Source organism: Gordonia metallireducens (assembly GCF_021245825.1).
GTDB lineage: Bacteria > Actinomycetota > Actinomycetes > Mycobacteriales > Mycobacteriaceae > Gordonia > Gordonia namibiensis.
Genome location: NZ_JAJQJP010000030.1, coordinates 112,249 through 125,582 on the forward strand (window position 1 = coordinate 112,249; position 13,334 = coordinate 125,582).

The 13,334-nt window shown below is 67.7% G+C and carries 15 protein-coding genes and 1 tRNA gene; 8 read left to right on the forward strand and 8 right to left on the reverse strand.

The genetic code is table 11. The annotated features are described in order from the left end of the window. Positions 1–14 precede the first annotated feature (14 nt). Complete coding sequence (locus tag LQD00_RS11955) at positions 15–998, forward strand: alpha/beta hydrolase (protein WP_232717428.1); 984 nt, start codon at positions 15–17, stop codon at positions 996–998. A gap of 1 nt (position 999) precedes the next feature. On the opposite strand, the gene LQD00_RS11960 is transcribed toward LQD00_RS11955, so the two are convergent. Further along, positions 1,000–1,674, reverse strand: a complete 675-nt coding sequence (locus LQD00_RS11960) for a winged helix-turn-helix transcriptional regulator (RefSeq protein ID WP_232717430.1) — start codon at positions 1,672–1,674, stop codon at positions 1,000–1,002. 164 nt (positions 1,675–1,838) lie between these two features. On the opposite strand from LQD00_RS11960, the gene LQD00_RS11965 reads away from it, so the two are divergent. Continuing rightward, a complete protein-coding gene (locus LQD00_RS11965; RefSeq protein ID WP_232717431.1) occupies positions 1,839–2,654 on the forward strand; it encodes a class I SAM-dependent methyltransferase in 816 nt (271 codons plus the stop codon). Between the two features lie 15 nt (positions 2,655–2,669). On the opposite strand, the gene LQD00_RS11970 is transcribed toward LQD00_RS11965, so the two are convergent. Continuing rightward, positions 2,670–3,899: a multidrug effflux MFS transporter gene (locus LQD00_RS11970; protein WP_232717432.1), complete on the reverse strand. Its 1,230-nt coding sequence runs from the start codon at positions 3,897–3,899 to the stop codon at positions 2,670–2,672. Between the two features lie 13 nt (positions 3,900–3,912). Continuing rightward, the gene (locus LQD00_RS11975; protein WP_232717434.1) at positions 3,913–4,842 is read right to left on the reverse strand and encodes an exodeoxyribonuclease III; all 930 of its coding nucleotides are present in this window, start codon (positions 4,840–4,842) and stop codon (positions 3,913–3,915) included. 207 nt (positions 4,843–5,049) lie between these two features. Here LQD00_RS11975 and LQD00_RS11980 point away from each other — a divergent pair, with 207 nt between their 5' ends. Beyond that, positions 5,050–5,805 carry a dienelactone hydrolase family protein gene (locus tag LQD00_RS11980; RefSeq protein WP_232717436.1) on the forward strand — a complete coding sequence of 252 codons (756 nt, stop codon included), beginning with the start codon at positions 5,050–5,052 and terminating at the stop codon, positions 5,803–5,805. 38 nt (positions 5,806–5,843) lie between these two features. Here the strand turns inward: LQD00_RS11980 and LQD00_RS11985 are convergent, their stop codons facing one another. The 3 genes from LQD00_RS11985 to LQD00_RS11995 all read right to left on the reverse strand — a co-directional run bounded on the left by LQD00_RS11985 (position 5,844) and on the right by LQD00_RS11995 (position 7,021). Continuing rightward, the gene (locus LQD00_RS11985; RefSeq protein WP_232717438.1) at positions 5,844–6,617 is read right to left on the reverse strand and encodes an SGNH/GDSL hydrolase family protein; all 774 of its coding nucleotides are present in this window, start codon (positions 6,615–6,617) and stop codon (positions 5,844–5,846) included. Between the two features lie 74 nt (positions 6,618–6,691). Further along, a tRNA-Ser gene (locus LQD00_RS11990) sits at positions 6,692–6,779 on the reverse strand. An 89-nt stretch (positions 6,780–6,868) separates the two neighbouring features. Further along, entirely contained in the window at positions 6,869–7,021 is a 153-nt protein-coding gene (locus LQD00_RS11995; RefSeq protein WP_006867125.1) for a hypothetical protein, read from the reverse strand. Between the two features lie 97 nt (positions 7,022–7,118). Here LQD00_RS11995 and LQD00_RS12000 point away from each other — a divergent pair, with 97 nt between their 5' ends. Continuing rightward, on the forward strand, positions 7,119–8,087 hold the full coding sequence (locus LQD00_RS12000) for an NAD(P)H-quinone oxidoreductase (RefSeq protein ID WP_232717440.1): 969 nt from the start codon (positions 7,119–7,121) through the stop codon (positions 8,085–8,087). Positions 8,088–8,237: 150 nt separating this feature from the next. Here the strand turns inward: LQD00_RS12000 and LQD00_RS12005 are convergent, their stop codons facing one another. Next, positions 8,238–8,729: a MarR family winged helix-turn-helix transcriptional regulator gene (locus LQD00_RS12005; RefSeq protein ID WP_232717442.1), complete on the reverse strand. Its 492-nt coding sequence runs from the start codon at positions 8,727–8,729 to the stop codon at positions 8,238–8,240. 74 nt (positions 8,730–8,803) lie between these two features. After that, positions 8,804–10,000: a cysteine desulfurase-like protein gene (locus tag LQD00_RS12010; protein WP_232717443.1), complete on the reverse strand. Its 1,197-nt coding sequence runs from the start codon at positions 9,998–10,000 to the stop codon at positions 8,804–8,806. A 117-nt stretch (positions 10,001–10,117) separates the two neighbouring features. Between LQD00_RS12010 and LQD00_RS12015 the strand changes: the two genes are divergently transcribed. From LQD00_RS12015 to glfT1, 4 genes are read left to right on the forward strand one after another with little or no spacing between them, the layout of a single operon-like run. After that, positions 10,118–10,675, forward strand: a complete 558-nt coding sequence (locus tag LQD00_RS12015; RefSeq protein ID WP_232717444.1) for a bacterial proteasome activator family protein — start codon at positions 10,118–10,120, stop codon at positions 10,673–10,675. A 27-nt stretch (positions 10,676–10,702) separates the two neighbouring features. Beyond that, complete coding sequence (gene wzm, locus LQD00_RS12020) at positions 10,703–11,566, forward strand: galactan export ABC transporter permease subunit Wzm/RfbD (protein ID WP_232717446.1); 864 nt, start codon at positions 10,703–10,705, stop codon at positions 11,564–11,566. 11 nt (positions 11,567–11,577) lie between these two features. Continuing rightward, positions 11,578–12,408, forward strand: coding sequence for a galactan export ABC transporter ATP-binding subunit Wzt/RfbE (wzt, locus tag LQD00_RS12025; protein ID WP_232717448.1), 831 nt, complete (start codon positions 11,578–11,580; stop codon positions 12,406–12,408). Further along, positions 12,408–13,325: a galactofuranosyltransferase GlfT1 gene (glfT1, locus tag LQD00_RS12030; RefSeq protein ID WP_232717450.1), complete on the forward strand. Its 918-nt coding sequence runs from the start codon at positions 12,408–12,410 to the stop codon at positions 13,323–13,325. Before wzt ends, glfT1 begins: the two co-directional genes overlap by 1 nt. Positions 13,326–13,334 lie beyond the last annotated feature (9 nt).

Genomic DNA, 13,334 nt, shown 5'->3' on the forward strand with positions numbered 1-13,334 from the left:
ACAGGGGCTGCCGCATGCGACGACACCGCACGGTGATCGGAGTACTCGCCGCGGTCGGAGCGTTGCTCGTCGCGCTCGTACTCACCCCGGGAGTCCCGTCCGCCGTCGCCGACGACAACACCGCTCGCATCGTCTCCTCGGCCGCCTTCGACGGCCGTGAGCGCCTGCAGATCTGGTCACCGTCGATGGGTCGCGAGATCACCGTCGACGTCCAGCCTGCGGCCGGGGACGCCAAGCGACCGACGCTGTACTTGCTCGACGGTGCCGAAGCGCACGACGAGGAGTCCGGCTGGTACGCGATGACGAATTTGCAGCAGTTGGCCGCCGGCGAGAAGCTCAACGTCGTGACGCCGGTCGGCGATCCGCACAGTTACTACACCGACTGGCGCGCAGTCGATCCCGGCGTCGGCAAGAAGTACATGTACGAGACGTTCCTGACCGAGGAGCTACCCCCGCTGATCGACGGGGAATTCGGCGGCAACGGTCGCAACGCCATCGCCGGGGCGTCGATGGGCGGGGTCGCGGCCCTCACACTCGCCACACGCCGCCCGGCGCTCTACAGCGGGGTGGCCGGTTACAGCGACTGCGCCAACATCTCAAGCCCCCAGAACCAGCTGCTCACCCGGTGGGACGTGAGCCGCGGCGGCGGTAACGCGGACAACATGTGGGGCCCGATGGGCGACCCCGAGTGGAGCGCCCACGATCCCTACGTCAACGCGGAGAAGCTGCGCGGCAAAACCATCTACATGTCGTCGGGCAACGGACTACCCGGGAAGTACAACAACCTGCTCGCCGACCCGATCGACGAGACCCTCCAGGGCATGATCGGCGAGTTCGGCAGCTGGACCTGCACCGGGCAGATGAGCAATCGCCTGAAGCGCCTCGGCATCCCGTACACCTCCAACCTGCGACCCAGCGGCACCCACAAGTGGGGCTACTGGAAGGACGAGCTGGCTGTCTCCTGGCCGATCCTGATGCGGTCGGTCGGACTGCGCTGATTCACGCGGGACGCGGGATGGCCGCCGAGAGACCCTGCCCGATCCATGACGGGATCTCGCGGACGACGTCGGCGGGCGCGTGGATGTCGACACGGCTCTCGGTGAGCGCACAGCGCCAGTCGGTGTCTCCGCGCCAGATCTCGGTGAGAGTCCGCAGGTCCGTTTCGACCGTTGCGTCCACCTCGTACCCCGGGTCGAAGTCGCATACCTGGGCGTCGCCGGCCGACACGACCAGCCACCAGGATCGCGACTTGCCGATCACATCGCGAAAGACGAACTGCACCATGGTCCGTCGACGCGGCCACCGGTCGATCGGGATGGTCCGTCGCATGTCCCACATCAGCAGGTGAGGATCGAGGTCGGCGTCGCCGAGCTCACCGACCCAGCGAATTCCCCACTTGCTCAGCGCATCCACCACCGGCATGAGTTCTTGCCCCATGGCCGTCAGGGTGTACACCGAACGACCACCGACCTCCGATCTGTGGACCACCCCGGCGCGTTCCAGACTGCGTAATCGCTTGGTCAGGAGCGCCGGTGACATCTTCGGCACCCCGCGTCGAAGTTCGTTGAAATGCCTACTCCCCAGAAGCATTTCGCGAATGATCAGAATCGTCCAGCGTTCGTCGAGCAACTCCATCGCCTTCGCAACGGGGCAGAACTGTCCGTACGACGTCATCGCAATCCTCCCTCACGTCGTCGACTCCAAGTACACACCCACCGCACCCCGTTGACCAGTACAGAATGTGAACCGGCTCCGGTACAGATGTTGGTCTGGAGAGAAGTGGCCGGGACGGCGGAAGCTCGAGATGTCCGAAGACACCACGAGCACGAGGATTCACCATGACCACAATCCACCCCACCCCGTTCGACGCCGAGATCAAGGCCAAGCACCGCAAGCTGTGGGCGGCGGGTGACTACCCCGCCGTCGCCGATCTGATCGCGCCTCTGGGCAGGCGCCTCGTCGACGCCTTGCACATCCAGACCGGCGAGAAGGTCCTCGACGTCGCGGCCGGTGCCGGCAACGTCGCGGTTCCCGCGGCCCGGGCCGGCGGTCACGTCGTCGCCACTGATCTGACGCCCGAGCTGTTGGAGACCGGCGAGGCACGGCACAAGGATCTCGGCATCACCTGGCGCACCGCTGATGCCGAGGATCTCCCGTTCGATGAGGACGACTTCGACATCGCGACCTCCTGCGTCGGCGTCATGTTCGCGCCGAACCACCAGAAGTGCGCCGATGAACTCGTCCGCGTCGTCCGACCCGGCGGACGGATCGGCCTGATCAACTGGACACCAACCGGTTTCATCGGCGAGTTGTTCGGTGTCATGAAGCCATACGCACCGCCACCGCCTCCCGGTGCCCAGCCCGGCCCGCTCTGGGGCAGCACCGACCACGTGCGATCCCTGTTCGACGGCCGCGTGACCGATCACCGATTCACCACCACTACCGTGAGGATCGATGAGTTCCCCGACGGCGCCGCGTTCCGGGACTTCTTCAAGGCGCACTACGGCCCGACGATCGTGACCTTCCGCAACATCGCCGACGACCCGACCCGGGTCGCCGCACTCGACACCGCCATCGCCGAGCTCGCCGACCGGTACATCACCGACGGCCACATGGAGTGGGAGTATCTGCAGGCGGTGCTCACCGTCGTGTGATCCCTCCGGCTCGGCTCAAGCGTTCGCGAACGCTGCCTCGGATTCCGGGTTGCGGACGACGTACCGCCGGGCGATCGTGAAGCAGACGGCCGCTAGGATCGACGAGGCGATCATGATGCAGGCCATCGGGACCGCGGTGTCGTCACCGGCGAGGCCGCCGAGCGGGGACAGCGCTCCGCCGACGAGGAACATGATCCCGCCGAGCATGGCACTGCCGGCGCCGGCGGCGTCGTGGGTGTGTTCCATCGCAAGAGCGGCCGCATTGCCGAAGATGAAGCCGATCGCCGTGGCGAGCACGAACAGCGGGACGACGAGCAGGGCCGGCACCGGCGACACCGCTGCGCCGAGCACCCCGAATGCGGCGAGGACCAGTACGGGCAGGCTGCACTTGATGGTCGTCGCGGGGTGGATCTGCCGACGCGCCAGCCTCGACGAGATCAGTCCGCCGCCCATCATTCCGAGGGCGTTGGCCGCAAAGGCGCAGCCGTACACCAGCTCCGACGTCCCGATGACGTTCTGGTAGACGAACGACGAGCTCGAGATATACGCCATCAGTGCCCCGAACGCGAAGGCCTGCGTCAGCACATAGGCCATGAATGCCGGGCGCCTCAACCGACCGAGCAGGTCCCCGAACCGAAGTCGTGGTGCGCGACTCGCCTGCGGCAGGGTCTCCGGCACCGAGGTGACCGCGCCGATCAGCTGCAGCACTGCGGTCGCCAAGATCACCGCGAGGATGCCGCGCCACGGAACATGGCCCGCCAGAACGCCTCCCACGAGCGGTGCGACGACCGGCGCGAGACTCTGGATGCTCATCATCAGCGTCATCGACCGGGCACCGGCGAAGCCGCGGAGGAGGTCGGCGATCACCGCGCGGGCGATCACCATTCCCGATGCCGCCGCGAGCGCCTGCACGAATCGGGCACCGATCAGCACCTCGATGTTCGGCGCCGCAACCACAACCACACCGGCGATGACCGCACCGGCCGAGCCGATGACGAGCGGGAGTCGTCGACCGAACCGGTCCGAGATCGGCCCCCAGATGACCTGGCCGACACCCACACCGATCAGGAACGCGGTCAGCGTCAGCTGTACATGCGTGGCGTCGGTGTGCAGCGAGTCCTGGACCTCGATGAACGACGGCAGGTACAGGTCGGTTGCGATCGGCGCGGTCGCCGACAGGAGCGCCAGGGTGAACAGGAGGCGCGCGCCCAGGCCGTCGCGGGTGGTCGGTGCAGAGCTCGTCACCGGCGGGAGATTATCAGCCGAGCTGAGGACCTGCGGGGGCCAGACCGCCCGAGGACGCCGGCTGCACGTCGTCGACCTCGGCGTACTCCACGACCAGAGGCGCATGGTCGGAGAGCCGCATCTCGGGTGCGGCTTCCTTGTCGACCTCGACCCACCGCGCCCGACGTGCGAGCCCGGGCGTCGCGAGATGGTGGTCGATGCGCCAGCCGACGTCCTTGACGAAGGACTCCCCTGCCCAGCTCCACCAGGTCAGCGGCCCCGGACGGTCGCCGTGGAGGGCGCGTACCACGTCGACGAGGCGGCGCGGTCCGGTGATCTGCCCGAACCATTCCCGTTCCTCGGGCAGAAAGCCTTCCATCTTGCGCGCCGCACGCCAGTTGGTGACGTCGTGTTCGAGATGGGCGACGTTGAGGTCGCCGAGCAGCAGGAACTCCCGCCCCGCACGTCGTGCCTCGAGCCGGTTGCGCTGCAGCTCACGGGCGAACGCCCCCAGGAACCGTTGCTTGCGTGCATGTTTGGCGCCGCCGTCGGGCTTCTCCCGCATCGACCCCGGACGCTGCAGCTCCGCGGGCAGACCACCCTTGGGTAGATAGATGTTGGCGACGGTGAGCGGCCGGTCCGCCAGGTCGACCTCGACGTACCGTCCTTCGAGCGCGAAGGCGTTCAGGCCGCGTGCTTTCGGGGGATGCGTCAGCCAGGTACGCACCGCGGCGGGTGCGCTGCGGGTCAGGATCGCGACGCCGTTCCGGCCTGGGATGGTGCCGACGTCGACGGCAGCGGTGTAGCCGGCGAACTCTCCGACGTCGTCGATTCCGCACCGCAACTCCTGCAGACCCACCACATCGGGATTGCGCTGCGCCAGCCAATCGTCGAAACCGCGTCGACGCGCCGCCCGAATCCCGTTGACGTTGAACGACGCAACGGTGAATCCGTCGATACTCATGGAACACCTCTCACTCGCGTTCAAGTTAGTGGCACGCGCGGGCCGACACCAACCACGGGTGCGCGGGGTTATGCTGGCCGGAGACTGTGCCGAGAACGAGGAGGTGGTACCCGTGAACGATTCGACGTGGGTGCTCCTCGCAGGGGTCACGGTCGGGCGATAGGTCGTCCGGGAGCGCCGCATACGAACACTCCCGAGGACAGAACCATGCCATTCTCCCCCGCGCATTTCACCACCGAACGACGCCTCGACGACGGCGTCCTCGAACGCGACTTCGTCATCGACGGCATCCCCGGCACGCTGTGGACGCCTCCCACAACACCTGCTCCACTCATCCTCGCCGGCCACCCGGGCGGGTTGCAGAGCATGCACCCCCGACTCGAGGCCAGGGCGCGCAGCGCCGCGACCAGCGGTTTCGCGACCGCCACGATCGAACTTCCCGGCAGCGGTCACCGGGACCCGCTACCCGACGTCGATCACGCCCGCACCGAACTCCGCACTGCACTGGCGGCCGGACAACCGGTCACCGAGGACATCATCGACCGGCTCGTGCTCCCGCTCGTCGACAGGGCGGTGCCAGAGCTGCAGGCGACCATCGACGCGCTGCTCACTCTCCCCGACGTCGACGGCCCGGTCGGTTACTCGGGTGGTGTGACCGCGATCGGCGTACGCCTTGCCCTGGTCGAGCCGCGTATCGCCGCCCTCGGACTCTTCGCCGGCAGCTACCTGCCGCGCGCCACATTGCAGGAGGCCCGCGAGGTCGACGTCCCGGTGCACGTCCTGCTGCAGTGGGACGATGCCTGGAACGACCGGCAACGAGCCCTCGAACTGTTCGACGCCCTCGCATCCGAGGAGAAGACCCTGCAGGCGAACATGGGCGGGCACACCGGGGTCCCGCCGCACGCGGGCGAGGACGCCGGCCGCTTCTTCGCCCGGCATCTGAGTGTTGCACTGCCGCAATGACCGTGGCGCACCAACCACGTCGGAGCCCGTTGCAGGGCTCAGTGGTCGCGCAGGACGATCGGGGTCAGTGACGGCCTCTTGGGCTCGCGGCCGTCGCCGAGGGAGACCCCGCGGAGCTTGCGGATCAGCCACGGCGTGAAGAACTCGACCGCCCACCGGGTGTCGCGAACGAGGGCCGCCACCGGATGCGGAACCGGCGCAGGTGGCAGCGGATTGCCCCAGTCGTCGGTGGCGTCGGGCAGACCGAGAGCATGCGCTGCGGCGTCGGCGAACCGCTCGTGTCCGAACGGCGAGGCGTGCAGGCGGTCCGACGACCACGACCGTGGGTCCGTCAGCACCGGCGCGGCGTGGAGGTCGACCAGAAGGAACCCGTAGGTCGCGGCGAACTCGCGATTCATCTCGTTCAGCTCCAGCAACCGGTGTTCTTTGCGGCCGGCGAACGGGATGGTGCGGACGATGTTCGGGAAGGTCGAGACGATCACCGTGGCATCCGATTCCGCGAGTCGGCGATAGATCGTGTCCAGATCGGCGCGGACCTGGGCGAGGTCGGAGCGGCCGATCACGTCGTTCATACCGAGCGGTGCCGCGATGAGATCGGGTTCGAGGGCGAGCGCCGGCTCCAGCTGATCCTCGAGGACCTGCCGCGTCCGCTTCCCGCGGATGGCCAGGTTGGCGTACTGCAGATCCGGGTTCAGCGCCGCCATACGCTCGGCGAGCCGATCGGCCCAGCCGCGGAATTCGTACTCCGGGTGCGGGTCTCCCAGACCCTCTGTCTGACTGTCGCCGATGGCGACGAACCGCGAGAACTGCACGGCGAAGATCTTAGGACGCAGCAGGTCGTGTCGTGCCTCACGTACACATTCGCGAGGGCCCGACACGACGATCCTGGCGGAAGCGGAGGGATTTGAACCCCCGGTGGTTTTACCCACGCTCGCTTTCAAGGCGAGTGCATTCGGCCGCTCTGCCACGCTTCCCTGACCAGCAAGAGTACGTGAAACACAGACATCGGCCGTCACCACCCCATCGCGCCGGCACTCATCTGGTCGTGGGCACCTCGGGCCGGTCAGTCGTCGTCCTCGGCCTCGCGCTCGCGCCGCGCCGCCTCGATCACCTCGGGTGGAGCCGGCTTCCGCAGCCAGGCCTGCATCCGCAGCAACCCGCCGGCGACCGTGCAGATGGCAACCACGGTGATGATGATCCAGAACGCAGTGGACATGGGCCCATTGTCCGCCTACCGACGTCGAGGCGACACCGGTTCGACCCGGCCGCCGACCCGACACCGGCCCGACCGTCGGTGTGGAACCATCGACAGGGTGAAAGCCATCGTCGTCGAATCCGAGAACCTGTCCGTGCAGGACGTGCCCGACCCGTCGCCGGCTGCCGGTGAGGTGGTGATCGACGTGGTCGCGGCCGGGGTCAACCGCGCCGACATCCTCCAGCGCGCCGGGAACTATCCGCCGCCGCCCGGTGCTTCGGAGACACTCGGCCTCGAGGTGTCCGGGCGGATCTCCGCACTCGGTGACCAGGTCTCGGGCTGGGCGGTGGGCGACGAGGTGTGCGCCCTGCTGGCCGGTGGGGGCTATGCGGAGAAGGTGGCCGTCCCCGCCGAGCAGGTGATGCAGGTCCCGCGCGGGGTCGACCTGGTGTCGGCGGCGGCGCTGCCCGAGGTCGCCTGCACCGTGTCCTCGAACATCTTCGACACCGCGGGACTGACCACCGGCGAACTCCTCCTGATCCACGGCGGGTCCAGCGGCATCGGCACCCACGCGACGCAGCTCGCGCATGCAATGGGCGCCCGGGTCGCGGTCACCGCCCGCACCCAGGCCAAGCTCGAACGCTGCCGCGAGTACGGTGCCGAGATCCTGATCGACTACACGCGTGACGATTTCGCCGCGGTCCTGAAGGAGAACGGCGGCGCCGACGTCATCCTCGACATCATCGGCGCCAAGTACCTGACATCGAACATCAAGGCCCTGAGCACCGACGGCCGTCTGGTCATCATCGGTATGCAGGGCGGCACGAAAGCCGAACTCCCCATCGGCCTGCTGCTCGCCAAGCGGCTGTCGGTGATGGGTACGACGCTGCGTGCGCGTCCCGTCCACGGACCCGGCGGCAAGGCCGAGGTGGTCGCCGCGACGGTCGGCCGCACCTGGCCGCTGATCGAATCCGGCAAGGTCGTGCCGGTCGTCGACCGCACCTTCCCGCTCGCCGACGCCGCCGCCGCGCACGACCACCTCAACAGCGGCGACGCGATCGGAAAGGTCTTGCTGACGATCGACTGAGCGGGCCCTTCGCGGCTTGTCGCCTTGACCCTCACCTCGGAGCCCGACCGCCGAACCTCAACTCGACCGGCAGACGTCGATCGAAGTCTGCCGGTCGGGTTGACGTCGACCGGTGGTTGGGTGGGCGAAGGGGGCTGACGGTCGAGTGCCCTAGGAAGAGGGCTCCTCGGCGGCGTCGACCGCCTCCCTGATCTTGCGGAATGCGGTCCCGAGGCAGGCGAACTCGTCGGGGCTCATCGCGTCGACGACGAACCTGCGGATGACGCGGTCGCGGAGCGAGACGTGGGTGGCGAGCGTTCGGTGGCCTTGTTCGGTGAGGCGGACGAGTCGGTGCCGCCCGTCCGCTTTGGACTCGAGGCGTTCGACGTCGCCGACGTCGCTGAGCCGCGCGATCATGCGCGACACCGTGCTCACCCGCATGTGCACGGTGTCGGCGACCTCGCTGACCCCCAGCTTCGGCGATTGTGAGATCGCCTCGAGGATGCGCAGGTCGGACAACGCCATTCCGCGCTTCACGAACTCGTCGTTGACGCATGCGAAGAGGGCCCACCCGCCGTCGACGAGATTGAGCCAGCTCTCGGCCTCCGCTGAGGTGAGCGACCGTGGAGGACCTGATGCTGGATCTTCCTGTTTTCCCGACACAGGTTGCCAACATACACGGTGGTTAATTTTGTGCGCGCGATAGTGAATTACGTGCAGAAACGCTGCAGACGGGCCTAGGCGAGCGAACCGAGGGTCCGTACCAGGTGGTCGACCTCGTACGGCGTCGAATAGGGCGCGAGGCCCACGGTGACGGCACCGCCGAAGTCGGGGGCGCCCATCCGGACCAGCGCTCGGTTGGGCACGTCGGCGAGCGCGCACACGCCGTTGTCGGCGAGCCTGCGGACCACCTTGTCGGCGCTGACTCCGTCGACGGTGAAGCTCACCAGCGGCACCCGGTTCTCCTCGGTGCCGACCACGTTGACGTGGTTGAGCTGGGTCAGCGTCGTCACCAGGTAATAGGTGAGACGCTGCAGGTACTCGTAGACACCGTCGAGTGACGTGACCAGACGCCGACGGCGTTTGCCGATGCCGTCCTCGTCCAGCCCGGCGATGTGCTCGACGGAGGCCACCACTCCGGCAAGCATCGACCCCGGGTGTGGTTCCGGCTCGAGTCGTGCCGGGCCCTTGGCGGCCGGATCCATCGACATCAGCCGCAGACGGTCGATGACCTGGGGCTCGCGGAACACCATCGCCGACATGCGCGGACCGCCCCAGCGTTCGGCGGAGACCACGAGGACGTCGGCCCCGAGTTCGTGGATGTCGAGCGACAGGTAGGGCGCGGCATTGGTGGCGTCGACGACGAACAGTGCGCCCGCCTCGCGGACCAGCGGGGTGATCTCGCTGATGTCGGTGATGGCGCCGGTCGTCGACGAGGCGAGGGTCACCGCGACGACCTCGGTCTCGGGGGTGATGAGGTCACCGAACTGCCACGCGGGCAGCGCGCCGCTCTCGACGTCGACCTCGGCCCACCGGATACGGCCGGCATACCGTTCGGCCGCGCGGACCCACGGGACGATGTTCGGCTCGTCGTCCTGTCGGGTCACCACCACGTCGCCGCGCAGGAACGCGTGCGGGGAGAGCGCCTCGGCCAGGCAGGCCAGCAGCGCGTAGCGCGAGGGACCGAGGACCACTCCCGCGGCGTCGCCACCCACGAGATCGGCGATCGCGCGTCGGGCGCTGTCGGTGACGTCCGCGGACGCACGGGCCGACGGGTACACGCCTCCGGGAGCCGCCGCCAGATGACGGAAGCTGGTGGTCACCGCCGTGGCGACCGAATCCGGGACCTGCATACCCGCTTGCGGGTCGAGGTGAATCCACCCGTCGCCGAGCGATGGAATCAATCCACGCACATAGGCGACGTCGAAAGCCATGGCACGAGGATAGACGCCTCTGCTCCCGCCGTTCACCTCCTCCGGTCGGCGCCGGCACGCGAACGATCTGCGCGCCCGACGAGGTCTCGGTCGGCGCGAATGGGCACAATGGGAACCATGGCAATCGATGGCACTCCAGGACCCGGTTCGATGCCCGGCAGCCCCTTCGGCGCGGGCGACTCCGACAACGTGATCGTGGTGGGCGCCGGCGCCGACGGTTCGAAGGCCGACGACGAGTCGTCGGAGTCGACGAGCGTCGCCGACATGGTCGAACAGCCCGCGAAGGTCATGCGCATCGGCACGATGATCAAGCAGCTCCTCGAGGAGGTGCGCGCCGCACCTCTCGACGAGGCGTCGCGTAACCGGCTGCGCGAGATCCACGAGTCGTCGATCCGCGAACTCGAAGAGGGTCTCGCCCCCGAGCTGCGCGAAGAACTCGAGCGGCTGGCACTGCCGTTCTCCGATGAGCAGACGCCGTCCGATGCCGAGCTCCGCATCGCCCAGGCCCAGCTCGTCGGCTGGCTGGAAGGTCTCTTCCACGGCATCCAGACAGCGCTGTTCGCCCAGCAGATGGCCGCCCGCGCCCAGCTCGAACAGATGCGTCAGGGTGCGCTGCCCCCGGGCATGCCGGGAGCCGGCGGCGGTCCGGGGCACAGCACCGGCCAGTACCTCTGACTCCCGGCGCGGGTACGCTGACTCCTCGTGTCAGCGGTAGTAGACGACGACGCGATACCCGCGCGTCCCGAGAGTTCTGAGTCACGCACCTTCGCGCGTGCGGTCAAGGACCTCCGCGACGGTCTCGCCAGCCGCGAGCTGTGGTTCCACCTGGGTTGGCAGGACATCAGGCAGCGGTATCGCCGGTCGGTCCTGGGTCCACTGTGGATCACCATCGCCACCGGCGTCACCGCGACCGCGATGGGCCTGCTGTACGGCGAGCTGTTCGGCATGGACATCAAGGTGTTCCTGCCCTACGTCGCGTTGGGCTTCATCTTCTGGAACTTCATCCAGACCTCGATCCTCGACGGCGCGGAGGTGTTCGCGAAGAACGAGGGCCTGATCAAACAGCTCCCGGCCCCGGTCAGCGTGCACGTCTACCGGGTCGTCTGGCGGTCGCTGATCATCTTCGCCCACAACGTGGTGATCATCGTGATCATCTTCGCGATCTTCACACCACCGCTGAACTGGACGGTTCTGCTCGTCGTCCCCGCGATCGGCCTGTACGTGCTGAACGCGGTGTGGGTGACGATCGTCTTCGGCATCCTGTCGACCCGCTTCCGCGACATCGGTCAGCTCCTCACCACCGCGGTGCAGCTGGTGTTCTTCATGACGCCCATCATCTGGACGACGTCGAGCCTGAGCAGCGCGACCGGTGAGACCTCGTCGCGGCTGAAGCTGGTCGAGCTGAACCCGATGTTCCACTACCTCGAGATCGCGCGCGGACCGCTGCTCGGCGAGCCGGTGGAGTTCTACCACTGGGCCGTCGTCCTCGGATGCACCGCCGTCGGGTGGGTTCTGGGCATGCTGGTGATGCGCAACTACCGCGCCCGCGTGGCGTACTGGGTGTAGGGACGAGACTGATGGCCAAGAACAGCAACCTCGACAACCGGGTCCGCGTCGACACGTGGGATGCCTGCGTCGACTTCCCGATCTTCGACGCCAAGACGCGTTCGCTGAAGAAGTCCGTCCTCGGCGCCGCCGGCGGCGTCATCGGCTCCAACGCGTCGAATGTCGTGGTCGTCGAGGCGCTCAAGGACATCAACCTGCACCTCAAGCACGGCGATCGCATCGGTCTCGTCGGCCACAACGGCGCCGGCAAGTCGACGCTGCTGCGACTGTTGTCGGGTATCTACGAGCCCACCCGTGGTGCGTGCCGGGTGCAGGGACGCGTGGCCCCGGTCTTCGACCTCGGTGTCGGCATGGACCCCGAGATCTCGGGCTACGAGAACATCATCATCCGCGGCATGTTCCTCGGCATGACCCGCAAGGAGATGCTGAAGAAGATCGACGACATCGCGGAGTTCACCGAACTCGGCGACTACCTCCAGATGCCGCTGCGGACCTACTCCACCGGTATGCGCGTGCGTATCGCGCTCGGCGTGGTCACGTCGATCGATCCGGAGGTCCTGATCCTCGACGAGGGCATCGGCGCGGTCGACGCGGACTTCATGAAGAAGGCTCGCGGCCGTCTGCAGGCGCTCGTCGAGCGTTCCGGAATCCTGGTCTTCGCCAGCCACTCCAACGAGTTCCTGGCCCAGCTCTGCGATCGCGCGCTGTGGATCGACCACGGCCAGATCCGCATGGACGGCGGCATCGAAGAGGTCGTCGAGGCCTATGAGGGCCCGGGCGCCGCAGCCCACGTCCGCAAGGTGATCGCCCAGGTCGAGGCCGACTCGGAGGGTACGTCCTAGTGGCACAGGCCCGGCCCGAGAAGGTGATCGCGGTGGTGGTGACCCACCGTCGCGTCGAACTGCTCGCCGAATCCCTCGCCGTGGTGTCCGGTCAGGACCGGCCCGTCGACCACCTCATCGTCGTCGACAATGCCGACGAACCCGAGGTCGCCGAACTCGTCGCCGCCCAGCCCGTTCCCACCACGTACCTGGGGTCGCAGCGCAACCTCGGCGGCGCGGGCGGCTTCGCACTGGGCATGCTGCATGCGCTCGCACTCGGCGCCGACTGGGTGTGGTGCGCCGACGACGACGGCCGGCCCGACGGATCGTCGGTGCTGTCGACGCTGCTCGACTGCGCGAAGCGTCACGACCTCGACGAGGTGTCGCCGGTGGTCGCCAACCTCGACGACCCGGACACCCTTGCCTTCCCGCTGCGGCGGGGACTCGTGTGGCGTCGTAAGCGTTCTGAGCTGTTTGCCGACGGTGAAGCGCAGTCTGATGACCTGCTGCCCGGCATCGCGTCGCTGTTCAACGGCGCGCTGTTCTCTGCGGAGTGCCTCGAGCAGGTCGGCGTCCCCGACCTGCGGCTGTTCTTCCGCGGCGACGAGGTCGAGGTGCACCGACGCCTGGTGCGTTCCGGCGTGAAGTTCGGTACCTGCCTGCGCGCCGGCTACCTGCATCCGGACGGTTCCGCGGAGTTCCGCCCGATCCTGGGTGGCCGCATGCACACCCAATACCCGGACAACGACACCAAGCGCTACTTCACCTACCGCAACCGCGGCTACCTCATGAGCCAGCCCGGGATGCGCAAGCTGCTCCCCCAGGAGTACGCCCGCTTCGGCTGGTTCTTCCTTGTGCAGCAACGTGATCCGAAGGCGTTCGCCGAGTGGGTGCGGCTGCGCGGGTTGGGTCGCCGGGAGCGGTTCACGAGACCCTGAGACGGCAAG

Bases quoted from the DNA above. Each gene is read 5' to 3' on its own strand.
- LQD00_RS11955 (WP_232717428.1), top strand. From the start codon at position 15: ATGCGACGACACCGCACGGTGATCGGAGTACTCGCCGCGGTCGGAGCG.
- LQD00_RS11960 (WP_232717430.1), bottom strand. From the start codon at position 1,674: ATGACGTCGTACGGACAGTTCTGCCCCGTTGCGAAGGCGATGGAGTTG.
- LQD00_RS11965 (WP_232717431.1), top strand. From the start codon at position 1,839: ATGACCACAATCCACCCCACCCCGTTCGACGCCGAGATCAAGGCCAAG.
- LQD00_RS11975 (WP_232717434.1), bottom strand. From the start codon at position 4,842: ATGAGTATCGACGGATTCACCGTTGCGTCGTTCAACGTCAACGGGATT.
- LQD00_RS11980 (WP_232717436.1), top strand. From the start codon at position 5,050: ATGCCATTCTCCCCCGCGCATTTCACCACCGAACGACGCCTCGACGAC.
- LQD00_RS11995 (WP_006867125.1), bottom strand. From the start codon at position 7,021: ATGTCCACTGCGTTCTGGATCATCATCACCGTGGTTGCCATCTGCACG.
- LQD00_RS12010 (WP_232717443.1), bottom strand. From the start codon at position 10,000: ATGGCTTTCGACGTCGCCTATGTGCGTGGATTGATTCCATCGCTCGGC.
- LQD00_RS12015 (WP_232717444.1), top strand. From the start codon at position 10,118: ATGGCAATCGATGGCACTCCAGGACCCGGTTCGATGCCCGGCAGCCCC.
- wzt (WP_232717448.1), top strand. From the start codon at position 11,578: ATGGCCAAGAACAGCAACCTCGACAACCGGGTCCGCGTCGACACGTGG.